Raw genomic sequence first — 21,367 nt, 5'->3', positions numbered from 1 at the left:
TTCTCCCGCTTGGCCCATCACTCGGCGACCACCTTCTCCCCACGCCCGAACCGTTCGCGGTACGCCGACGGCGGCAGGCCCACCATGCTGCGAAAGGCCACGCGAAAACTCTCCACCGAGCGGTAGCCGCAGCGCAGGGCGATGGTTTCGGTGTGCTCGCTGCCGCTCTCCAGCAACTCCCGCGCCCGGGCCAGGCGTTCGTGCTGCAGCCAGGCCTTGGGCGAGACGCCGGTGGCCTGGTTGAAGCGGCGCAGGAAGGTGCGCTCGCTCATCAACGCCTGGCTGGCCAGGTCGCGCACTTCCAGTGGCTCATGCAGGTGTTCGCGGGCCCAATGCATGACCCGCGACAGGTCGTTGCGCGGCGTGCGGCTGACCGGCGCCGGAATGAACTGCGCCTGGCCGCCGGTGCGTTGCGGCGACATCACCAGGCGCCGCGCCACCGAATTGGTGACGTGGGTGCCGAAGTCGCGGCTCACCAGGTGCAGGCAGGCGTCGATCCCGGCGGCGCTGCCGGCCGAGGTGATGATCTGCCCCGAATCCACATAGAGTACGTCCGGGTCCACCAAAATGGCGGGGAAACGCTCGGCCAGTTCATCGGTGTATTGCCAGTGGGTGGTGGCGCCCCGGCCGTCCAGCAGCCCGGTGGCCGCCAGGGCGAATACCCCAGAGCAGATCGACAGCAGCCGCGCGCCGCGCTCATGGGCGCGCACCAAAGCCTCGCTCAGCCCCGGCGGCAGCGGCTCGTTGCGGTTGCGCCAGCCGGGGATGACGATGGTCCGCGCCTGTTCCAGCAGCTCCATGCCGCCGTCGGCCAGCACCTGGATACCGCCCATGGCCCGTAGCGGCCCGGGCTCGACGGCGACGATGCGGTGTTCGTACCAGGGGAAATCGAACTCCGGGCGGGCCAGGCCGAAGATCTCCACGGCGATGCCGAACTCGAAGGTGCAGAGGCCGTTGTAGGCCAGGATCGCGACTAAACCGGGGGCGTTATGCATTTGGCGGGAAGTTACCAGTCAGTGTCTTGTGCGCCACTGTAGCGGCGTCGCTCGTGTCGATAAAGTCTCGCCACACCCACTGTTGTTCTGGAGACGCCGCAATGACCAGCCTGGTTCGTGAAGTTCCCGCCTCCCCCTCGGCCATCGCCCTGATGCATTTTTCCAACCGCCTGACCTTCGAGACCGATTGCTCGGACGTCTTCGGCAGCCAGGAAGCCGGGGAGGTCGACTTCGTCCTGCTGGACGTGCGCGGCCCGCTGGCGTTCGAGCGCGGCCATGTGCCGGGGGCGGTCAATCTGCCCGGGCGGCTGATCAACGCCGAGCGCCTGGCGGGCTACTCCCGCGACACCCTGTTCGTGGTCTATTGCGCCGGCCCGCACTGCAACGGCGCGAACAAGGCCGCGGTCCGGCTGGCGGCCCTGGGCTACCCGGTCAAGGAGATGATTGGCGGCGTGACCGGCTGGCTGGATGAGGGCTTTGCCCTCAGCATCGAGCTGGAGCGGCCGGCGAGCGTGGTGGCGGAGTGCGCCTGCTGAATCACCGTGGTGCCTGATTGGCGGCCGCTTCGCGCCCGTTCGCAGCCTCGCTGGCACTCGACAGCGGCTACAGTTGGCGTTGTGCGTGTAGCCGCTGCCGAGCCCGCGAGGCTGCGATCGAGGACGTCGTCCGCGCAAAATCGCTGTACCGGGCCTGGCTGAAATACCGCGTCCCGCTCGTATCTAGGATGATTAAGGCCTTGCAAGGCGTTCCGGCGGCGACTGGCGAGTCGCGACTCAGGCGCTGGAGCGCGGAAAAATGCCGGGATCGAGGGCACTTTCCAGGGGCCCCGCACTTGTGTGGGACCGCTCGGTCGATGCCTGGATTTCTCGGGTTTTTATATAAATATTTGTCGCATAAACACAATTTGCCTCCCGGACGCCGCTCTAGACTGCTGGCCACTTCGATTTCCCCCAATCGAACCTTTCTGCCAATAAGAGCCTCCGTCTACGGGAGTTATAAATGAAGAAGCTTGTACTGTTCGGTGCCCTGGCACTGTCCATGCTGTCCCTGACCGCCGTGGCTGACGATGCCAAGCCGATCCGCATCGGTATCGAAGCCGGCTACCCGCCATTCTCGATGAAAACCCCCGACGGCAAGCTCACCGGTTTCGACGTGGATATCGGCGACGCGCTGTGCGAGCAGATGAACGTCAAATGCACCTGGGTCGAGCAGGAATTCGACGGCCTGATCCCGGCGCTGAAAGTGCGCAAGATCGACGCCATCCTGTCGTCCATGACCATCACTGACGATCGCAAGAAAAACGTCGACTTCACCATCAAGTACTACCACACCCCGGCGCGCTTCGTGATGAAGGAAGGCACCGAGGTCAAGGACCCGCTGACCGAGCTCAAGGGCAAGAAAGTCGGGGTGCTGCGCGCCAGTACCCATGACCGTTTCGCCACCGAAGTGCTGGTGCCGGCCGGGATCAACCTGGTGCGCTACGGCTCCCAGCAGGAAGCCAACCTGGACATGGTTTCCGGGCGCATCGACGCGCTGCTGGCCGACTCGGTCAACCTCGACGACGGCTTCCTGAAAACCGACGCCGGCAAGGGCTTCGCCTTCGTCGGTCCCGAGTACAACGATCCGAAGTACTTCGGTGGCGGCGCCGGCATCGCCGTGCGCAAGGGCGATACCGCCCTGGCCGAGAAATTCAACACCGCCATTACTGAGATCCGCGCCAACGGCAAGTACAAGGCCGTGCAGGACAAGTACTTCAAGTTCGACGTCTACGGCGAGTAATTCGCTGCTGCGCTGAAGAAGGCGGCTACCGTTTACCGGGGCCGCCTTTTTCATGAGTGCTATTTACCCTGTGCGATGGGGCGCTCCTGTAGCCGCTGCCGAGCCCGCGAGGCTGCGATCGACCCCGCAGGGGGCGCAGGGATCTTGAGATCGCTGAAGGCCTTCGGCCTTATCGCAGCCTGCGGCAGCGGCTACAGAAGCCCGCGCTACCCGGCAGCGGACGACGACCTTTTCACGGCCGCGCAAATGCCTCAGGCTACGGCCCCCGCCGAACTCCATTTTTCTTCCGGAGCCCTTCATGCAACGCATCGACCATTCCTTGCCCTGGAGCCACCTGGGCACCCAGCGCCAGCTCAGCGTGTTCCGTTTTGGCAGTGGCAGCCGCAAGGTCTATATCCAGGCCAGCCTGCACGCCGACGAGCTGCCGGGCATGCGCACCGCCTGGGAACTGAAAAAACGCCTGAGCGAACTGGAAGCCCAGGGGCAACTCAAAGGCGTGATCGAGCTGGTGCCGGTGGCCAACCCCATCGGCCTCGACCAGCACTTGCAAAGCAGCCACCTGGGGCGGTTTGAAAGCGGTAGCGGGAAGAACTTCAACCGTGCCTTCGTCGAACTCAGCGGCCCGGTGGGCGACCTGATCGGTGACCGCCTGGGCAGCGATGCGGCGGCCAACGTCGCCTTGATCCGCCAGACCATGGGCGATGTCCTCGACGCTCTGCCAGCCCCGACCTCGCAACTCCAGGCCCTGCAACGCCTGCTGCTGCGCCATGCCTGCGACGCCGACATCACCCTCGACCTGCACTGCGATTTCGAAGCGGCGATCCACCTCTACGCATTGCCTCAGCACTGGCCACGCTGGCAATCCCTGGCCGCCCGGCTGAAGGCCGGCGTGGCGCTGCTCTGCGAGGATTCCGGGGGCAGCTCGTTCGACGAATCCTGCTCCACGCCCTGGCTGCGCCTGGCCCGCGACTTCCCGCGGGCGGCGATTCCCCCAGCCAACCTCGCCACCACCCTGGAGCTGGGCAGCATGGGCGACACCCGGGTCGAACAGGCCCAGGCCAACTGCGAAGCGATCCTCGCTTTTCTCGCCGAGCAGGGGTTTATCGACGGCCAATGGCCGGCGACTCCGGACGCCTGCTGCGAGGGCATGCCGTTCGAAGGCACCCAATACCTGTTCGCCCCGCACCATGGGGTGGTCAGTTTCCTGCGTGAGGCTGGCGAATGGGTGGAGCGGGGCGATGCGATCTTCGAGGTGGTCGACCCGCTGAACGACATCGTCAGCGTGGTGCGCGCTGCCACCAGCGGCGTGCTGTTCGCCCTGGACCGCAGCCGCTATACCGAGCCGGGCATCTGGCAGGCCAAGGTCGCCGGCCGCGAGCCGATCCGCAGCGGCAAGCTGACCAACGATTGAGCGAACCGCTCCTCACTGCTCCTCACTGCTCCTCACTAATAGGAGCGAGCTGGCTCGCGATGGCCGCTCCGCGGCCAGACCACCAGGCAACGCCTTTGCCCTTGGTGACCGCGAGCCCCTCTCACCCGGAAGGACGTCCCATGTTCAAGTTCCTGGCCCTGTTACTGCTAAGTGTTTGCGCCACTGCCCAGGCGCAGACGGTGCTGCACGACGACCTGCCGCTGCTCTACCTGGAACAGGCCGCGGCCGATTCCCGCGACCGGCCTTTGGTGATTTTTCTCCATGGCTACGGCAGCAACGAAGAAGACCTGTTCGGCCTCAAGGATGGGTTGCCGGCGGATTACACCTACCTCTCGGTACGGGCGCCGCAGACGGTGGAAGAGGGCAGTTACCAGTGGTTTCATAAGCAGGGCGAAGGCGCTTACGACGGCGTGACCGCCGAGCTGGCCGACAGTGCGAAGCTGATCGACGAGTTCGTCCGGCAGGCGCTCGCCAAGTACCACACCCGCGCCGACCGGGTGTTCCTGGTGGGCTTCAGCCAGGGCGCGATCATGGCCTACGAGCTGGGCCTGCGCCATCCCCAGGCGGTCCGTGGGATCGCCGCCCTGAGCGGGAAGATCCTGCCGGTGCTGCGCTCGCAGCTCAAGAGCGGCGCGGGCCTGGAGCGGCTGGCGATCTTCATCGCCCATGGCACCGCGGACATGCGCCTGCCTTACAGCGACGGCTCCGAGGCCGACAGCCTGTTGCGCGGCCTGGGCCTGGCTCCGCAATTCCATGCCTACCCGGGCATCGGTCACACCATCAGCGACACCGAGCTCCAGGACCTGAACCGCTGGTTGCTCAGCCTCAACCCTTGAAGCCGTGAACCCGCCGCGGCCGCTGTGCCGCTGCGCTTACTTGCCGACGATCTGGCTGACCAGCTTGTCGTGATTGGTCTTGTCGCCGATCCGCGAAATCACCTGCACCACCGCCATGCGGTTACCCGAGCCGGCCAGCAGGGTGGAGCTCTGGGTCATGCCGCCGCCCTGGGTCGCGGTGCTGTCGATCTGGCGCAGGCCGAGGCCGCCGCGGGTCATGCTTTTTTCGCTCTGCTTGCTGAAGTCCGGCAGGGCCGCCGCCTGTTGCGAGAGGAAACCCGACACCGCGCTGTCGAGGAACTGTGCGTCGTTGTCCTTGGCCTGCACCGCATCGGGGATCAGGTTCTGCGCGGCGATGACCACGGTCTTGGTGCTGGCGTTGGTGTACATAGTGCCGGTGGCGCCGGCGGTGCCGCTGGCTTCGTCGCCGGCCGGCAGCGGGTTGGCGATAAAGCCCTTGGGCAGGCTGAACTTGAACTTGCCGCCGAGCATCGAGACGGTCTCGACCTTGGCCTTGTTGTTCGTCGGCTGGGCCGCGGACACCTCCAGGGCACTGAAGCCGGCCAGCGCCGCCAGGACCAGGACCGCGGCGTGTTTACCGAACAGGGACATGCAGATTCTCCAGAATGAGCGCGTTGGGGCGCGCATCTTCCCACGGCTGTCGCGGGGTACTCCAGCGGGATGTGCGGTGGCGCGAAATTTCGGATAAAAGGGCGCGGGAGCGGCCTTCGTGGCGCTTATCGGCGTGACAGTTTTCGCTCGTCGCCATGGGCAGAACGGGCCCCCGAAGTCGCCAGCACCGCCCCGGTGATGATCAGCAGCGCCGGCACCAGCAGCCATACACTGGCCGCGCTTTGCCCGATGACGATCAGCAGCAGGGTGGAGATCAACGGCGCCAGGTACGACAGTGCGCCGAGCGTGGCCAGGTTGCCGTGTTTGGTGGCGTGGTCCCAGGCGAAGAAGGCCAGGCCGACCGGGCCCAGCCCCAGGCCGAGGATCGCCAGCCATTGCTTGAGGTCCGGTTGCACCGGGCTTTCGAACATCAGGTGGCAGAGCAGCCCGGCCAGCGCCACTAGCCCGCAGATGCCACCGATCAGGCTGCTGGGCACGGCGCTGAAACGGCGGTTGAGCACCGAGTAGCCGGACCACGCCAGGGCGCAGCCGAACGCCGCCAGATAACCCGCGATCGGCGTCGCGCCGACCTGGCTGGCAGCGCGCTGCTGCATAATGAACGCGGTGCCGGCCAGCCCCAGCAAGGCACCTGTCAGTTGCCGGCCGCGCAGCGGTTCGCCGTCGGCCCGGGCCGCCAGTAACACGATCAGCAACGGCCAGAGATAGGCAATCAGGCTGGCCTCGGCGGCCGGCGCGGCTTTCAGGGCGAAGAAATACAGCGCGTGGTAGGCAAAGATCCCGCCGAACCCCAGGACCCACACCGGCCAGGGCTGGCGCCAGCCACGAAAGCCGGCGCGTCCCCGCAAGCCGAGCAATACCAGGCTGGCGCCGCAGGCCACGGCGAAGCTCAGGGCCAGCAACTGGAAGGGTGGAATGCCGGTGGTGAGGGTGGTCAGCAGCGCCAGGCATGACCAGAGGAACACCGCGATCATGCCGATGGCGGTGGCGGCTCCGCTGCGGGAGGGGGCGAGGCGGGTTGAGTGGATGGCGGTCATAGGCACACCGAGGCAAGGGCGGTGTGGCCAGCATAGAAGCTGCCGCGAGGGCGGTATTGATCAGGCCTGCCGAACTCTTGTCGCAGCCTGCGCCTGGGCGTCGCGAGTGGCCTTGCGCAGGGCCGCCGGGGTCAGGTTGCGCGCCTTCTTCAACGCATGGGTCAGGGCGCTCTGATCGGCGTAGCCGACCCGCTGGGCGATCTCGCTGATGGGCAGCAGGGTACGGCCGAGCAGGTCGATGGCGCGGTCCAGGCGCAGGGTCGAAATGTAGGCGAAAGGCGTGCTGTGCATGTCCCGCTCGAACAGCAGGTACAGGCTGCGCTCGCTGACCCCCGCGGCCTGGGCAATGGCGCGGGCGCTCAGCGGGCTGCCCAGGTGTTGCTCGATGTAGGTCAGGGCCCGCACCAGCGTCTGGCGCTGCGGCGCGCTCGGCGTCGGGCGGGCCAGGCAGGCCAGCAGCAGGGCGCTCCAGGCGCTGGCGACCGGGCTGGAAGAGGTGAGCAAGGCACCGCTGTGGCTGGCATAGCCGAGCAGGTGGCGGATCTGCGGGTCGATGGTGAAGAAGCGGGTATCGGCCAGAGATTGCTCGGTGTCGGGGCTATCCAGGTCGAGCACCAGAAAGGTATTACGGCGCTCGGCCAGGAAGCTATGCCGGGCGCCCGGCGCAATCACCACGCCCTGGCTGGCGTCGACCTTGCCACCACGGCCATCCACCTCGATCTGCATCGCCCCTGACTGCGGCAGCACGATCTGCGGAAAATCGTGATGGTGCAGCTCGACCTGCCCGGAATACGAACGCATCGCCAGGGCGACAGTGGGGTGGGCTGGAGTGTTCATGGCGCTGCTCCGCGGATGGCTGCCTCGCATCATGCCTGAAAATACGGAGGCTGTAGGAGCGGTCGGTCGGTGCGTGAAGGTTTGGGAAAAGGGGCCGGCTCATCTGTTGTGGTGACTGATATGCCGCTATCGCGAGCAAGCTTCGCACCTACAGAGGCAGGCTGCAAAAGGCCGGGGCAGGGCGCTATCAAGGCTTGGGCCGGTTCGCTGAAACGTCTAAGCTGGGCCACCGTTCCAGCCTTCCGGATGCCCGCGTGAAATTCACCCTCCCCAAAATCGGTACTGCACCGTTCTGCCCGCCGGAAGTCGCCGGCACTATCGTTGTCGATCCCAGCGCGCCGCTGTTCAAGCGCCTCCTGCGCTTCGCCGGCCCCGGCCTGCTGATTTCCATCGGCTATATGGACCCGGGCAACTGGGCCACCGCCATCGAGGCCGGCTCGCGCTATGGCTACAACCTGCTGTTCGTGGTGCTGCTGGCGAGCCTCGCGGGTATGGCGGTGCAATGCCTGTGTTCGCGCCTGGGCATCGCCACCGGGCGCGACCTGGCGCAGCTTTGCCGGCAGCGCTACAGCACCCGCACGGCGCGCACCCAGTGGCTGCTGGCGGAGGTGTCGATCATCGCCACCGACCTTGCCGAGGTCCTGGGGTGCGCCCTGGCGTTCCACCTGTTGCTCGGGGTTTCGCTGACCACCGGGATTGTCATCACCGCCTTCGACACCCTGTTGATTCTCGCCCTGCAGAACCGCGGCTTCCGCCGCCTGGAGGCGATCATGCTGGTGCTGGTGGGCACCATCGGCCTGTGCTTTTTCGTCGAGCTGCTGTTGATCAAGCCGTACTGGCCGGATGTGGCGCGAGGCTTCACGCCGTCGCTGGCGGCGATCAGCGAAGCCGCGCCGCTGTACCTGGCGATCGGCATCCTCGGCGCCACCGTAATGCCGCATAACCTGTACCTGCACACCTCCATCGTGCAGACCCGTCTGGTGGGCCGGGACGAGGCCAGCCGGCGGGATGCGATCAAGCTGGCGCGCATCGACACCATCGGCTCCCTGGCCCTGGCGCTGCTGGTCAACGCGGCGATCCTGATCCTCGCCGCCGCGGCCTTCCACGGCACCGGGCACACCGAGGTGGTGGAGTTGCAGGACGCCTATCACCTGCTCGACCCGCTGGTGGGCGGGGCGCTGGCCAGCGTGCTGTTCGGCGTGGCCTTGCTGGCCTCGGGGCAGAGCTCGACCTTCACCGGCACCATCGCCGGCCAGGTAATCATGGAGGGCTACCTGAACCTTCGCCTGCCGTGCTGGCAGCGGCGCCTGATCACCCGCGGCCTGGCGCTGGTGCCGGCGTTCGTCGGCGTGTGGCTGATGGGCGACGGCGCGGTCGGCCAGCTGCTGGTGCTGAGCCAGGTGGTGCTCAGCCTGCAACTGCCATTCGCCCTCTACCCGCTGATCCGCATGACCAGCGACCCGCGGTTGATGGGCGTGTTCGTCAACCGCTGGCCGACCCGCATCCTCGCCTGGAGCCTGTTCGCCGTTATCAGCGGCGCCAACGCCTGGCTGATTGCGCAGTTGGTGATGTGAGCCGAAGGATTGGCCAGCCCGCTCCTGCTTCTGTAGGAGCGAAGCTTGCTCGCGATGGACCGCGCAGCGGTCCTCAAACCCAGGCCGGCCGGCCCAAGCTTCAATCCAGCGCCTGGGCAGCGAACCGCGCCACCTGGGCATCCTCCCCGGACTTGACCCCGGACACCCCGACCGCACCGATCACCTGGCCGTCGAACACCACCGGCACGCCGCCTTCCAGCGAGGTCAGCAGGGGCGCCGAGAGAAACGCCGTGCGCCCGCCATTGACCATCTCTTCATAACCCTTGGACTCGCGTCGGCCGAGGGCCGCGGTGCGGGCCTTTTCCACGGCGATGTAGGCGCTGACCGGCGCGCAGCCGTCCAGGCGTTCGAGGGCCAGCGGATGGCCGCCGTCGTCGACAATGGCGATGCTCACCGCCCATTGGTTGCGCTCGGCCTCGTCCCGCGCGGCGATCAGGATGCGCTGGACTTCGCGCTGGCCCAGTACGGCTTTGCTGTGCATGGCGTGCTCCTTTCAGGGCGTAGCTGATTGATGGGAAGCATTCAGGGGTGGCAGGGCGGCCTCGACCAGTTCGATCCAGTGCCGCACCGGGGTACGCCCGGCGCCGTCGAGGTGGGTCTGGCAGCCGATATTGGCGGTGGCTATGACTTCGGGCCGGCCGCTTTCCAGGGCATTGAGCTTGTTGTCGCGCAGTTGCCGCGCCAGCTCGGGCTGGGTCAGCGAATAGGTGCCTGCCGAACCGCAGCACAGGTGGCTGTCGGGCACCTCGGTGAGCTCGAAGCCCAGGCGCTTAAGCACGGCCTCCACCGCGCCGCCGAGTTTCTGCGCGTGTTGCAGGCTGCACGGGCAGTGGAAGGCCAGGCGCTGGTCGCTGTGGGCGTGCAACTGTTCCAGCGGTTCGTCGCGCAGCACTTCCACCAGGTCCCTGGCCAGGGCGCTGACCCGCTCGGCGCGGGCGGCATAACGCGGGTCGTGGGCCAGCAGGTGGCCGTAATCCTTGATAAAGGCGCCGCAGCCGCTGGCGGTCTGCACCAGGGCTTCGGCGCCGTTTTCCAGGTGCGGCCACCAGGCGTCGATATTGCGCCGCGCCCGCTCCAGGCCGGCCTCCTGGGCGTCCAGGTGGTAATCCACGGCGCCACAGCAGCCGGCCTCGCTCACGGTTTGCACGGCGATGCCCAGACGGTCGAGGACCCGCGCCGTCGCCGCATTGGTGTTGGGCGACAGGCTCGCTTGCACGCAGCCTTCCAGCAGCAAGACACGCCGCGCGTGGGCCGTGGTCGGACGCGCCTTGGCCGGCTGGACCTGGCGCGGCAGCTTGCCTTGCACGGCCTCGGGCAGCCACGGACGCAAGGTGGCGCCGGTGCCGAGCAGCGCCTTGAACAGCGCCGGGTTCGGCGCCAGGGCGCGCAGGCCCTGGCGCAGCAGGCGCTGGCCGAGGGGCCGGGGCACGGCGGCATCGACCACGGCGCGGCCGATGTCCAGCAGGTTGTGGTAATCCACCCCGGACGGGCAGGTGGTTTCGCAGTTGCGGCACGACAGGCAACGGTCCAGGTGCAGCTGGGTCTTGGCCGTGGCCTCGTGGCCTTCCAGGACCTGCTTGATCAGGTAGATGCGCCCCCGCGGTCCGTCCAGCTCATCGCCCAGCAACTGATAGGTGGGGCAGGTGGCGTTGCAGAAACCGCAGTGCACACAGGTGCGCAGGATGCTCTCGGCCTCCGCGGCGCGGGGCAGCTGGCGCGCCTGTTCGCTCAAGGTGGTTTGCATGCTCGGGGTCTGCGTTCAGAGCTCGGCGTAGAGCCGGCCGGGGTTGAAGATCCCTTGCGGGTCCAGTTGCGCCTTGAGCTGGCGGTGGTAGCGCAGCAGCACCGCCGGCAGCGGCTGGAACGGGCTGTCCACCAGGCCGTGGCTGTAGCAGGTGGCATGGCCGCCGACGCGGCTGGCGAGGTCGCGGATGCGCTCCGCGGGCGCCGCGGATTTCAGCCAGCGCTGGGCCCCGGCCCAATCTATTAACTGCTGGCCGGGCAGCTCCAGAAGTCCCGTGTTATTGGGCAGCGACAGGCGCCACAACGGCAGGCCTTCGTCGAAGAATGCCAGGCGTTGTTCGTTGAGGTTGGCCCAGTAATCGGCCGCCAACGGCTCGCCACCCAGGCGGTCGCGGGCCGCGGCCACTGAACCTTCGCCGCCTTCCAGGCGCAGGTGCAGGCGCAGGCGCTGGCCGTCATGGCTGGCGGCGCTGATGGGCAGCGGTTGCTGGCCCCAGTCGGCGAGCCGGGCCAGGGCCTTGACGCTGTCCATTTCCAGGCTCAGGCTGAGGCACTGGCGCGGTTTGGGCAGGACCTTGAGCGACACCTCGGTGAGCACCCCCAGGCAACCGTAGCTGCCCACCAGCAAACGCGAGAGGTCGTAGCCGGCGACGTTTTTCATCACCTCGCCGCCAAAGCGCAACAGCTTGCCGGTGCCGGTGATTACCCGGCTGCCGAGGACGAAGTCGCGCACCGAGCCGGCCCAGGGCCGCCGCGGGCCGGACAGGCCGGTGGCGACCATGCCGCCGACCGTGGCGCCGTCGCCGAAGGCCGGCGGTTCGCAGGCCAGCATTTGCCCGGCGGCGTCCAGCGTGGCCAGCAGTTCCGCAAGCGGCGTGCCGGCGCGGACCGTCACCACCAGCTCGGTCGGGTCGTAGCTGACGATGCCGCGATGGCCGCGGGTGTCGAGCACTTCTCCAGCACTCATCCGCCCGAGAAAGGCCTTGCTGTTGCCGCCCTGGATCAGCAGCGGGGTATTGCCGGCCAGCGCCTGCCCGACCTGTTCCAGCAGTTCGCCGCTGGCGTCGTTATCCGCGAGTGCCGTCATCAGAAACGCTCCAGCTCGGGGAAGGGCAATTGTCCGGCGTGCACATGCATGGCGCCGAATTCGGCGCAGCGGTGCAGGGTCGGGATGTTCTTGCCGGGGTTGAGCAGGCCGCCGGGGTCGAAGGCCGCCTTGACCGCGTGGAACAGGGTCAGCTCGTCGCTGTTGAACTGGGCGCACATCTGGTTGATTTTCTCCCGGCCGACCCCGTGTTCGCCGGTGATGCTGCCGCCGACCGCCACGCACAGTTCGAGGATCTTGCCGCCCAGGGCTTCGGCGCGGTCCAGTTCGCCGGGCTGGTTGGCGTCGAACAGGATCAACGGGTGCATGTTGCCGTCGCCGGCATGGAACACATTGGCCACCCGCAGCTGGTATTCGGCGGCCAGCGCGGCGATGGCCTTGAGCACCCCCGGCAGTGCGCGGCGCGGAATGGTGCCGTCCATGCAGTAATAGTCCGGCGACAGCCGGCCCACCGCCGGGAAAGCATTCTTGCGCCCGGCCCAGAAACGCACCCGTTCGGCTTCGTCGCGGGCCTGGCGGACCTCGGTGGCGCCGGCCCGTTCGAGCACCGCGCGGACCCGGTCGCAATCGTCGTGGACATCGGCTTCGACACCGTCCAGCTCGCACAACAGGATGGCCTCGGCGTCCACCGGGTAACCGGCGTGAATGAAGTCCTCGGCGGCGCGGAGCGCCAGGTTGTCCATCATTTCCAGGCCGCCGGGGATGATGCCGGCGGCGATGATATCGGCCACCGCACGGCCGGCTTTTTCCACCGAGTCGAAGGCCGCCAGCAGCACCTTGGCCAGTTGCGGCTTGGGCAGCAGCTTGACCGTGACTTCGGTGATGATCCCGAGCAGGCCTTCGGAGCCGGTGAACAGCGCCAGCAGGTCGAAACCGGGGGCGTCCAGGGCGTCGCTACCCAGGGTCAGGCGTTCGCCTTCGACGCTGAGGATCTCCACCTTGAGCAGGTTGTGCACGGTCAGGCCGTATTTCAGGCAATGCACGCCGCCGGCGTTTTCCGCGACGTTGCCACCGATCGAGCAGGCGATCTGCGAGGACGGATCGGGGGCGTAGTACAGGCCGAACGGCGCGGCGGCCTGGGAGATCGCCAGGTTGCGCACCCCGGGCTGGACCCGCGCGGTGCGGGCGGCGGGGTCGATATGCAGGATCTGGTTGAAGCGCGCCATCACCAGCAGCACGCCCTGTTCCAGGGGCAGGGCGCCACCGGAGAGGCCGGTGCCGGCCCCCCGGGCGACCACCGGCACGCGCCGTTCATGGCAGATCCGCAGCAGCTCCTGCACCTGCTCGATATGCCGCGGCAGGGCCACCAGCATCGGCGTGGTGCGATAGGCCGAGAGGCCGTCGCATTCGTAGGGCTTGAGGTCTTCCGTCTGGTGCAGCAGGTCGAGGTCGGGCAGGCGCTGGCGCAGCGCTTGGAGCAATGCCGCTTTATCGACGCTGGGCAGCGCGCCGTCGACGCGTTCGTCGTAGAGGATATTCATGGGTGGCTAACGACCCTGAGTTGTTTTTATGGGCGCTCGGCTGGCTGGGCCGCTCAGTTGCATCATTGGCCCGGCTGGCCTTACTGTCCACGGGGCCGAACGCTGGTCGAACCAGTTTGTTTTGTCGTCGATGCCGGTTTTTTTATAAAAAGCCAGGCATATCAGCAGGATGGCCTGGCGGTCCGTTTGATCGGGTTTTTTTTTCACAGCTGGTCATACCAGTGGAGGGCGCATGCACAGGAGCGATTCGGGCCGGCACCAGGTGGCGGATGTGGTGTGTGAACGCATCGAGCGCCTGATCGTCGACGGCGTGCTCAAGACCGGCCAGCTGCTGCCCTCGGAGCGGCGCCTCACGGAAAAACTCGGCGTGTCGCGCACGGCCTTGCGCGAGGGCCTGAAGCTGCTGCGGGCGCGGGGCATCATCGAAACCGAACAGGGCAAGGGCTCGTTTGTCGCTCAACTGTCGGCGCAGGGCGCGACCTCGGCGCTGATGCATCTGTTCAGCTCCCAGCCGCGCACCCTCTACGACCTGTTCGAAGTGCGCAGCCTGCTGGAAGGCGAGTCGGCGCGGCTGGCGGCGTTGCGCGGCACCGAGGCCGATTTCGTGCTGATCGGCCGCGCCTATCAGGCGCTGCTGGACGCCCACGACCAGGCCCTTGATGCCTCGGCCCACGCGCGCCTGGATCACGCTTTCCACCTGGCGATCTGCGAGGCCTCGCACAACCCGGTGCTGGTGCAGACCCTGCGCTCGCTGACCGACCTGCTGCTCAATTCGGTGTTCGCCTCGGTCAACAACCTCTACCACCGCCAGGCGCAGAAGCGCCAGATCGACCGCCAGCACGCGCGGCTCTACAACGCCGTCACCGGCCGCCTGCCGGAACAGGCGCGCAAGGCCGCCATCGCGCATATCCAGGGCCTCTGCGACAACCTGCGGGAGATCGAAAACGAAGAGCAGCGCCTGGTGCGGGCGACCTTGCGCCTGGAAGGCTGGAACTGAAGCCGCCGCGACCAGGGGCCAATGGCGGCGACGGGCAGCCACTACACTGCTAGAGACGCGGCAACATCCGCGTCGTCGACGACCACCACAGAGGAGTCACCCCATGTCCAACGAGACTTGTGCCTGTCCGGGCTGCACCTGCAAGGTCGGCGCCCATGCCATTGTGCGTCACGGCAAGCACTACTGCTGCCAGGCCTGCGCCAGCCACCACGCCAACGGCGAACCCTGCGCCTCTACCGAAGGCTGCGATTGCGCCAAGGGCGCGCATCACTGAGCGTTTGCGCTAGCACGGTGCGAACGCAGTGGAGCCAGGCGGCTCCACGTTCAACTGCCAGCCTCCTGGTCGGCCTCGAGGATCGAGGCGGCGAGGGGGCTGCGTGCCTTGGCGAACCACCACAAGGCCGCCACGCCCAGCATGGTGGTCAGCACGGCCAGTACCAGGATCACCCGTTGTGTGCCCAACGGTGCGGCCAGCAACGCCACCAGCAAGCCGGCCAGGGGTTGCGACAGGTTGTTGAGCAGGGTGATCACGCCCACGGTCTTGCCGAAATCCCGGGGTGGAATCACCCGCTGCCGGGTGCTGCGGATATAGATGTTGAACATCTTGTCGAAGCCGACGATCAGCAGGAAGCCCAGTACATAGCCGGCCAGGTTCGGGCTCAGGGCGCTGATGAAGGCGCCCGCGGCGATTGTCGAATAGGCCACGCTACCCAGCACCCGCAGGGGCAGCGCCACCCGGGCGAGAAAGAACAGGATCAGGATGGTGGCCAGCGCGCCGGCCGCCTGCAGCCCGGCGTAGTCGTCCTTGCCGGCGCTGTACTGGCCGATCACCATGGCCGCCGAGGTGGCCAGGGTGACCCCGACGATCAGATTGACCCCCACGGCCAGGGTGATGATCTTCTTCAGCTCCGCCAGCTCGCGGATATGCCCGAAGGCGATGCGCAAAGGCTGCAGCCAGATGTCCTGATGCTGTTCGAACACCTCCAGGGTGACGCGGCTCAAGCGTTGCCACGCCAGCATGCTCAGGTCGGCCAGCAGGAACAGCCCGGCGATCCACAGCACCACCCAGTGCCAGGCCCAGACCTCCAGCAGCAGCGCCGCCACCAGTGGCCCGAGCACCAGCCCGGTCTGGTCGGCGATCTGCGAGTAGGACAGGGTCTTGGTGTAGCTGTAGTGCTGGAAGACATGCGGCATCAGCACCTCGCGGGCCATGATGCCCTGGGTGGTCAGCACCCCGCACAGCGCCGACAGCACCACTACCCAGGCGATGCCGCCGAAGACCCCGTGGAGCAGCACCGCCAGCACGCAGAGCAGCGCCCGGTAGACCTGGCTGATGTGCAGGATGCGGATGGGCGAGAACTTGTCGCACAGGGCCCCGCACAGCGGAAACGCGAGAAAGCGCGGCAGCGATTCGACGAAAAACGCCAGCCCGGCCCAGGACGCGCTGCTGGTGGCCTGGAACACCACCAGCGGCACGATGAACAGCAGGATTTGATCCGCCAGCCGCGACAGGAACAGCGAGATGAAAAAAGCCAGGTAATCCTTGCGCATGATGACGTCCTGTCGGTGGGGGGAGGGGCGGCCAGCGATGAAATAACACGCCAGCAGGGGCTGGCGATAGTACAACGGCGATTCACTCGGGGCGTGGGGGAACGAGGCGCCAGGGCGTCGACGAGCGCCGTTACAGGTGTGGTCCCGCAGCGGATCGATGAGCGAGGCGATGAGCTGGAGCGCCCAGGACGATCGCGGTAATCGAGGTCTGGCGAAAGGTCAATTGGCGATTTGAAGGGAGCAGGGCCACCTGCGGCCGGGCCATGGCTTGAACCCGGGCAGCTTTAATCTGGGCACCTTTAATCCGGGCACCTTGCCGGGCGTGGTGCCCGGCAAGGTGTCCGGGAGCCTGCCGCAAGAGGAAGGCGAGGTCAGGTCGACGGTCGCCAGGTGACGTTCTCGATACCGAATTTTTCCGCCAGGGGCTTGCTGGTCTTTTTCACCCGTTCCAGGCCGAAGCGGCCGATGCGGCCGACACCGGCGTCGCAGCTTGCCCAGTGCCACGCCTCGGCGTTGTCCATCTTCTCCGAGCGGATGATGAAGGACTTGGGGGTGCCGTGCAGGGTGTATTCGATGACGAAAAGTTTTGCGTTGTTCATAGAGCTATCAATCCTCCCTGTGATGGTTTAGTGACCCGCGCGGGCAGGGAAAAATTCACTCGGATTGTCGAGCAAGGGTATCAGCGGTCGGGCAGTGGTCGGGCAGGCATTCGAACGGGTTATTGCCTGTCGCTGCGGCGCCCGTTCGGATGTTTTCTCGCGGTTTTCCAGGCGGATCGGCGGGGTTACCATGGCCCCCCCTTGCTTGACGACGAAGCCCGGCCATGGCCCTTGCCGCACCTCCCGACCTCAGCGACACCGACGTACCGCTGCAACCCCTGGCGCGCACCTATCCGCGCGGCCTGTTCATCGAGCCCCACGAACACGCCTGGGGGCAGCTGCTGTATGCCATGAGCGGGGTGATGTGGGTCGAGACGCCGAACGAGGCGCTGGTGGTGCCGCCGCAACGGGCGGTGTGGCTGCCGCCGGGCGTGCCCCACGGGATCCGCGTGGTCACCGACCTGCAGATGCGCAATATCTATCTGCGCCCGTGCCTGGCGGCGACCCTCGACAGCCAGGTGCAGGTGTTGCAGGTGGACAACCTGCTGCGCGAGCTGATCGTGCGCCTGGTGGAGCATGACGGCGCGCCGCAGCCGGAGTATTACGACGCGCTGGTGGGCCTGGCCCTGCTGGAGCTCAAGCGCGCCCGGCGCTCGCGGTTGAAGATCGTGCTGCCGGACAGTTCCGACCGGCGCCTGATCAGCCTCTGCCAGGCGGTGATGGCCGCGCCTTCCCTGGACATTCCTTTCGAACGCCACGCCGAGGCGGCGGGCGCCAGCGTGCGCACCTTGGCGCGGCTGTTCAAGGATGGCCTGGGCATGGGCTTCGCCGAGTGGCGCCGCCAGGTGCAGCTGGCCACGGCCGCCGCCGAGCTGATCCAGGGCGTGCCGGTTGGCACCATCGCCCGTGAGCTGGGGTATTCCCCCGGCAGTTTCAGCGACATGTTCCGCCGCGAGCTGGGGCTGGCCCCGTCGCAATACGCGGCCGGGGAAGCCCGCGCCTGAGTGCCTGTCATCCCTGTAGCCGCTGCCGAGCGCTGCGAGGCTGCGACCGGGTCACCGCGTTTATCCAGACCCACTGCATTCTCAGGCTTTGCGCCTGCTGCGCAGCCTCGCGCGGCTCGGCAGCGGCTACGGGGCTTTGCTTTGCGTACAGGCATCCATTGTGTGTGGGCGCTGCAATCCCGTAGGAGCGAAGCTTGCTCGCGATGAACGATAACGCGGTATGCCAGACATTCCACGTCGGGGCCATCGCAGCCAGGCTTCGCTCTTACTCGTTCATACCCACAGATTGGCCGAAATCCTGAAGTGCTTGGCCGGTTGCCCGGTTCAGCGTTCCCTAGACTCCCGGCATGCCCAATCGTCGCCGCTCTGGCGCGGCGCACTGCCTGGAGTTCGTCATGCATTACCTCATCTCCCTGGCCATCGGTCTCGGCGTCGGCCTGCTTTATGGCGCGCTGAATTTTCGCTCGCCGGCGCCGCCGGCCATCGCCCTGGTCGGGCTGCTCGGCATGCTCGCCGGCGAACAGCTGTGGCCCATGGGCCGGCAGCTGGTGAGCAGCTGGTTGTCCTGAGGCCTTTCGATTCTTTTATATATTCCTGTTCATGGAGGCGCTTATGCACGCCCTGCAATTTTCCAAGACCGGCGATCTCTCGTCGCTGCACTACGTCGAGGTGCCGACCCCGGTGCCGGCCGCCGATCAGGTGCTGGTGCGGATCAAGGCCGCCGGCCTCAACCCCAGCGATGTGAAAAATGTGCTCGGGCGTTTTCCCTACACCACCTTGCCGCGCATTCCCGGGCGGGACTTTGCCGGGGTGGTGGTGGAGGGGCCGCAGGAGTGGGTGGGGCAGGAGGTCTGGGGCACCGGCAAGGAGCTGGGGTTCTATGCGGACGGCTCCCATGCCCAGTACGTGGCGCTGTCGGCCAAGGGCGTGGCGCACAAGCCGGCGCAGCTGAGCTTCGCCCAGGCCGCCAGCCTGGGCGTGCCTTACACCACTGCCTGGGATGCCCTGGAACGCAGCGGGGTAAGCGCCGGCACCACGTTGCTGGTGATTGGCGGCGGGGCGGTGGGCAGCGCCGCCCTGGCCCTGGCGAAGGTTCGCGGGGCCAGGGTGCTGGCCGCCGCGCGGCGCCCGGAGCAGGTCAAGGCCTTGCAGGCGCAAGGGTTCCAGGCCTTGCAACTGGACCAGCCGGAAGACCTCGGGGCGCAGGTCAACGAGGTGTTCGCCGGCGGCGCCGAGGTGATCTTCGACACCACCGGTTTCTGGCTGCCGGCCTCGGTCGCGGCCCTGGCGCCGTTCGGCCGCATCGGCATCATCGCCGCGCCGGTGGACGGCCATGTGCAACTGCCGGCCCTGGGCCTGTATCGCAAGGGCGGTTCGGTGGTCGGGATCAACTCGTTGCTGTACGGCGTGCAGGCCTGCGCGGCCATGCTCGAGCAGTTCGGCCGGTTCTTCGATGAGGGGCTATTGCCATTGCCGCAGGGGCTGTTCGAATCGCCGCTGGAGCAGGGCGCCGAGCGTTATCAGGAGGTGAACAAGGGCAGTGGCGAGAAGGTGATTTTGCTGCCGTAAGGGTGGCCAATCTGCCTGAATCAGCAGGCTGGCACGGCTTTGTGTAGCCGCTGCCGAAGGCTGCGATAGGTCCGCAGGACCTCAACATAAACTCCGAAGGACCTCAACAATCGCAAGATCGCCACGCCCCTTCGGGTCGATCGCAGCCTGCGGCAGCGGCTACAGGTTGGTTTACGCCCCCGGCACGCCTTTCTCCCACGCCGACCAGTTCTTCAGGATGTCCTGCACCAGCGGGTTGCCGGTGCGATAGAGGTTTTCCTGGGCCGGGACAAAACCGCCCTGGTCGGCGTACTTGAGCAGGTTGTCGACCTCGCTGCCGCCCGGCTCGGGGCGGTCGAAGTCGGAGCCGGCGCGGACCACCGCCAGCCGCTGCACGTCCACCCGGCCTTCGCGGCTGGCGCGCAGCAGGGCTTCGTAGGTCGAGTTGTCTTCCTGCTGGGTGGTGCAGTACTCGCCCTTGTTGTCGGTCAGCAGGCGGGTCCAGACCTCGGCCCGCTCGCTCAGGCGCGTACCGGAGAACCAGGTGTTGCCCGCCAGGGTGTCGCACTGGGTCACCACCGGCGGCTGGTTGGCCGGGGCCGTTGGGTACTTGAGGCGCCAGGCCGCCGACTCCTTGCTTTCGCTCAGGCTTACCCGACGCGACAGGGCGAAGGCCTTGGCCTGGAGTTTCGGGTTGAGTTCGAAGACTTCGGTCTTGTAGTCCAGCGGCGGTTTCTCGTTCGGGCCTTTGGTATTGATGCCCAGGTAGCCGGTCGGCCAGTCCTTGGGCGCGTCCCGCGAATCCAGTTCCCACTGGGTACCGAATTCCACCAGGTAATGGGCCCAGGCGGTGGTGCCGATGGTCCCGTGTTTAGGGCTGATGCCGGCGATCCCGGCGACCAGGAAGTAGCTTTTGCGCAGGTCGAATTTCGGCGACAGCGCCAGTGCCAGGGTCGAGGCCGCGGCGTTGGTCTGGCCCATGCCGGTGACCAGCAGGCAGACGTCCCTGGTATTGCAACGGATCGCCGGGTACTCCGCCGACAGCCCCGGTACGCGCACTTCCTGTTTCAGTTCCAGGCGCTCGATCCAGTGCTGGGCCTCGGGGGCGAACATGGTGATCAGCATCACCTTGGGTTTGATCGGGGTCGCCGGGGCCTCGACGGCCCAGGCCGTCGAAGCGAGCAGGGCGCCGCAGGCCAGGCCCACGGAAAGGGAAAGACGGGTTATCGCGTGCATGAAAGCCTCCATTGCTTGAGTGATCAGAACTGGTAACCGATGCCGGCGTAGTAACCCCAGCCATTGGAGCGGGCGCGGAAATCGCCGTCGCCGAAATTCAGCTCGCTGCCGTCCTGCCAGTTGCCGCCGTTGTGGAAGTAACGGCCGACCAGGGTGAACCGCAGGTGGGTAAAGGAATACAGCAGCACGTTGGTGGCCACCGTGGCGTTGGCGGTGCGGGCCGGGTTGTCCTTGTGCAGGTCCGAGCCGAAATCGAAGTTGGTGAAGCCGATATAGGTCAGCGAGGCGCCGTTGCCGAACTTGCTGATGGGTACGATGTACTTGAGCTGGGCGCGGTAGCCGTCCCAGGAATATTCATTGCTGGCGCCGTAGTTTTCCCACTGGTAGCGCCCGTAGAAATTGGCCGACAGGTTGACCCGCGAATGGGTGTCGATGTCGGTGCCCAGGCCGCTGTACAGGGTATTGGCGCGGTTGGCGCTGTTGCTGCCGTGGTCGTAGATCCAGTCGAAGGCCACGTACCACTCCTTGAACGGGCCGATGGCCAGGCTGCGTCCGGCCAGGTAGTCGATGGAGATCCGCGGCTCGTGCTCCATGAACACCGGCGAGCCGTGGTCCCACACGCCTTTATCGTGGCTGTTGCCGATGTTGAAGATCTTCGGGATGTCGATGTAGCCGTACAGCTCGAACGGCCCCTTGCGGCCGAAGTACTCGTATTCCAGGTAGATATCGTCGGCCGGCTGCGGGCCGAAACTGATGTCCTTGCTGCCGATCAGGGTCAGGTCCTGGTTGTACCAGTCCGACAGGTAGGGGCCTGGTTTCGCCGGCGCGGCGGCAAGGCTCAGGCTCTCGCCCTGGGCCGAGTCGTCGAGGGGTTTTTCCTCGGCCTGGGCGGAAGCGCTGAGTAGTCCTGTAACGGCGCTTAGTAGTAAGGAAACAACCAAGGTGTGGCGGGACGCGGAGGG

The 21,367-nt window shown here is 66.7% G+C and carries 22 protein-coding genes; 10 read left to right on the top strand and 12 right to left on the bottom strand.

The window, feature by feature from the left end; all coding sequences use genetic code 11:
• Nucleotides 1-17 precede the first annotated feature (17 nt).
• Complete coding sequence (gene ftrA, locus CRO75_RS25435) at nucleotides 18-995, bottom strand: transcriptional regulator FtrA (protein WP_097138989.1); 978 nt, start codon at nucleotides 993-995, stop codon at nucleotides 18-20.
• Between the two features lie 101 nt (nucleotides 996-1,096).
• Between ftrA and CRO75_RS25430 the strand changes: the two genes are divergently transcribed.
• The 4 genes from CRO75_RS25430 to CRO75_RS25415 all read left to right on the top strand — a co-directional run bounded on the left by CRO75_RS25430 (nucleotide 1,097) and on the right by CRO75_RS25415 (nucleotide 5,042).
• Nucleotides 1,097-1,531 carry a rhodanese-like domain-containing protein gene (locus tag CRO75_RS25430; protein WP_097138987.1) on the top strand — a complete coding sequence of 145 codons (435 nt, stop codon included), beginning with the start codon at nucleotides 1,097-1,099 and terminating at the stop codon, nucleotides 1,529-1,531.
• Nucleotides 1,532-1,994: 463 nt separating this feature from the next.
• On the top strand, nucleotides 1,995-2,774 hold the full coding sequence (locus tag CRO75_RS25425; protein WP_007932592.1) for an ABC transporter substrate-binding protein: 780 nt from the start codon (nucleotides 1,995-1,997) through the stop codon (nucleotides 2,772-2,774).
• Between the two features lie 298 nt (nucleotides 2,775-3,072).
• A complete protein-coding gene (locus tag CRO75_RS25420) occupies nucleotides 3,073-4,185 on the top strand; it encodes a succinylglutamate desuccinylase/aspartoacylase family protein (RefSeq protein ID WP_097138985.1) in 1,113 nt (370 codons plus the stop codon).
• 140 nt (nucleotides 4,186-4,325) lie between these two features.
• Nucleotides 4,326-5,042 (top strand): PHB depolymerase family esterase, encoded by a 717-nt coding sequence (locus CRO75_RS25415; protein WP_053260486.1) that lies wholly within the window; start codon nucleotides 4,326-4,328, stop codon nucleotides 5,040-5,042.
• A 36-nt stretch (nucleotides 5,043-5,078) separates the two neighbouring features.
• Here the strand turns inward: CRO75_RS25415 and CRO75_RS25410 are convergent, their stop codons facing one another.
• The 3 genes from CRO75_RS25410 to CRO75_RS25400 form a co-directional block, all read right to left on the bottom strand.
• Entirely contained in the window at nucleotides 5,079-5,654 is a 576-nt protein-coding gene (locus CRO75_RS25410) for a hypothetical protein (protein ID WP_097138983.1), read from the bottom strand.
• 125 nt (nucleotides 5,655-5,779) lie between these two features.
• Nucleotides 5,780-6,709 (bottom strand): DMT family transporter, encoded by a 930-nt coding sequence (locus CRO75_RS25405; protein WP_097138981.1) that lies wholly within the window; start codon nucleotides 6,707-6,709, stop codon nucleotides 5,780-5,782.
• Nucleotides 6,710-6,769: 60 nt separating this feature from the next.
• Complete coding sequence (locus tag CRO75_RS25400; RefSeq protein WP_097138979.1) at nucleotides 6,770-7,546, bottom strand: AraC family transcriptional regulator; 777 nt, start codon at nucleotides 7,544-7,546, stop codon at nucleotides 6,770-6,772.
• 254 nt (nucleotides 7,547-7,800) lie between these two features.
• On the opposite strand from CRO75_RS25400, the gene CRO75_RS25395 reads away from it, so the two are divergent.
• The gene (locus CRO75_RS25395; RefSeq protein WP_085530392.1) at nucleotides 7,801-9,120 is read left to right on the top strand and encodes an Nramp family divalent metal transporter; all 1,320 of its coding nucleotides are present in this window, start codon (nucleotides 7,801-7,803) and stop codon (nucleotides 9,118-9,120) included.
• Nucleotides 9,121-9,220: 100 nt separating this feature from the next.
• Here the strand turns inward: CRO75_RS25395 and CRO75_RS25390 are convergent, their stop codons facing one another.
• The 4 genes from CRO75_RS25390 to glcD are packed head-to-tail and all read right to left on the bottom strand — an operon-like array spanning nucleotide 9,221 to nucleotide 13,470.
• Nucleotides 9,221-9,622: a heme-binding protein gene (locus tag CRO75_RS25390; protein WP_009043124.1), complete on the bottom strand. Its 402-nt coding sequence runs from the start codon at nucleotides 9,620-9,622 to the stop codon at nucleotides 9,221-9,223.
• A gap of 12 nt (nucleotides 9,623-9,634) precedes the next feature.
• Complete coding sequence (glcF, locus tag CRO75_RS25385) at nucleotides 9,635-10,885, bottom strand: glycolate oxidase subunit GlcF (RefSeq protein ID WP_097138977.1); 1,251 nt, start codon at nucleotides 10,883-10,885, stop codon at nucleotides 9,635-9,637.
• Nucleotides 10,886-10,900: 15 nt separating this feature from the next.
• A complete protein-coding gene (gene glcE, locus CRO75_RS25380) occupies nucleotides 10,901-11,971 on the bottom strand; it encodes a glycolate oxidase subunit GlcE (RefSeq protein ID WP_097138975.1) in 1,071 nt (356 codons plus the stop codon).
• Nucleotides 11,971-13,470 carry a glycolate oxidase subunit GlcD gene (gene glcD / locus CRO75_RS25375; protein WP_085530396.1) on the bottom strand — a complete coding sequence of 500 codons (1,500 nt, stop codon included), beginning with the start codon at nucleotides 13,468-13,470 and terminating at the stop codon, nucleotides 11,971-11,973. The genes glcE and glcD overlap by 1 nt, the downstream gene beginning before the upstream one ends.
• A 232-nt stretch (nucleotides 13,471-13,702) precedes the next feature.
• Here glcD and glcC point away from each other — a divergent pair, with 232 nt between their 5' ends.
• Nucleotides 13,703-14,467, top strand: a complete 765-nt coding sequence (gene glcC, locus CRO75_RS25370; RefSeq protein ID WP_097138973.1) for a transcriptional regulator GlcC — start codon at nucleotides 13,703-13,705, stop codon at nucleotides 14,465-14,467.
• Between the two features lie 103 nt (nucleotides 14,468-14,570).
• Nucleotides 14,571-14,741, top strand: a complete 171-nt coding sequence (locus CRO75_RS25365; RefSeq protein ID WP_007930741.1) for a metallothionein — start codon at nucleotides 14,571-14,573, stop codon at nucleotides 14,739-14,741.
• Between the two features lie 50 nt (nucleotides 14,742-14,791).
• On the opposite strand, the gene CRO75_RS25360 is transcribed toward CRO75_RS25365, so the two are convergent.
• The gene (locus CRO75_RS25360) at nucleotides 14,792-16,018 is read right to left on the bottom strand and encodes an MFS transporter (RefSeq protein ID WP_097139035.1); all 1,227 of its coding nucleotides are present in this window, start codon (nucleotides 16,016-16,018) and stop codon (nucleotides 14,792-14,794) included.
• A 371-nt stretch (nucleotides 16,019-16,389) separates the two neighbouring features.
• On the bottom strand, nucleotides 16,390-16,617 hold the full coding sequence (locus CRO75_RS25355) for a DUF6555 family protein (RefSeq protein ID WP_007930743.1): 228 nt from the start codon (nucleotides 16,615-16,617) through the stop codon (nucleotides 16,390-16,392).
• Nucleotides 16,618-16,841: 224 nt separating this feature from the next.
• On the opposite strand from CRO75_RS25355, the gene CRO75_RS25350 reads away from it, so the two are divergent.
• From CRO75_RS25350 to CRO75_RS25340, 3 genes are all read left to right on the top strand, one after another.
• A complete protein-coding gene (locus CRO75_RS25350; protein ID WP_097138971.1) occupies nucleotides 16,842-17,621 on the top strand; it encodes a helix-turn-helix transcriptional regulator in 780 nt (259 codons plus the stop codon).
• 395 nt (nucleotides 17,622-18,016) lie between these two features.
• Nucleotides 18,017-18,190 (top strand): DUF1427 family protein, encoded by a 174-nt coding sequence (locus CRO75_RS25345; protein WP_081232192.1) that lies wholly within the window; start codon nucleotides 18,017-18,019, stop codon nucleotides 18,188-18,190.
• A 43-nt stretch (nucleotides 18,191-18,233) separates the two neighbouring features.
• Nucleotides 18,234-19,190, top strand: a complete 957-nt coding sequence (locus tag CRO75_RS25340; RefSeq protein WP_097138970.1) for a zinc-binding alcohol dehydrogenase family protein — start codon at nucleotides 18,234-18,236, stop codon at nucleotides 19,188-19,190.
• A 171-nt stretch (nucleotides 19,191-19,361) separates the two neighbouring features.
• Here CRO75_RS25340 and CRO75_RS25335 read toward each other — a convergent pair whose 3' ends face one another.
• Both CRO75_RS25335 and CRO75_RS25330 read right to left on the bottom strand, forming a co-directional pair.
• Complete coding sequence (locus CRO75_RS25335) at nucleotides 19,362-20,405, bottom strand: purine nucleoside permease (RefSeq protein WP_097138968.1); 1,044 nt, start codon at nucleotides 20,403-20,405, stop codon at nucleotides 19,362-19,364.
• 23 nt (nucleotides 20,406-20,428) lie between these two features.
• Nucleotides 20,429-21,346 carry a nucleoside-specific channel-forming protein Tsx gene (locus tag CRO75_RS25330; RefSeq protein ID WP_097138965.1) on the bottom strand — a complete coding sequence of 306 codons (918 nt, stop codon included), beginning with the start codon at nucleotides 21,344-21,346 and terminating at the stop codon, nucleotides 20,429-20,431.
• Between the last annotated feature and the right edge of the window lie 21 nt (nucleotides 21,347-21,367).

This window comes from Pseudomonas sp. LAMO17WK12:I10 (assembly GCF_900215185.1).
GTDB lineage: Bacteria > Pseudomonadota > Gammaproteobacteria > Pseudomonadales > Pseudomonadaceae > Aquipseudomonas > Aquipseudomonas chlororaphis.
The sequence above is the reverse complement of the archived record's forward strand: the minus strand, read 5'-3'. Positions and strand labels throughout refer to the sequence as shown.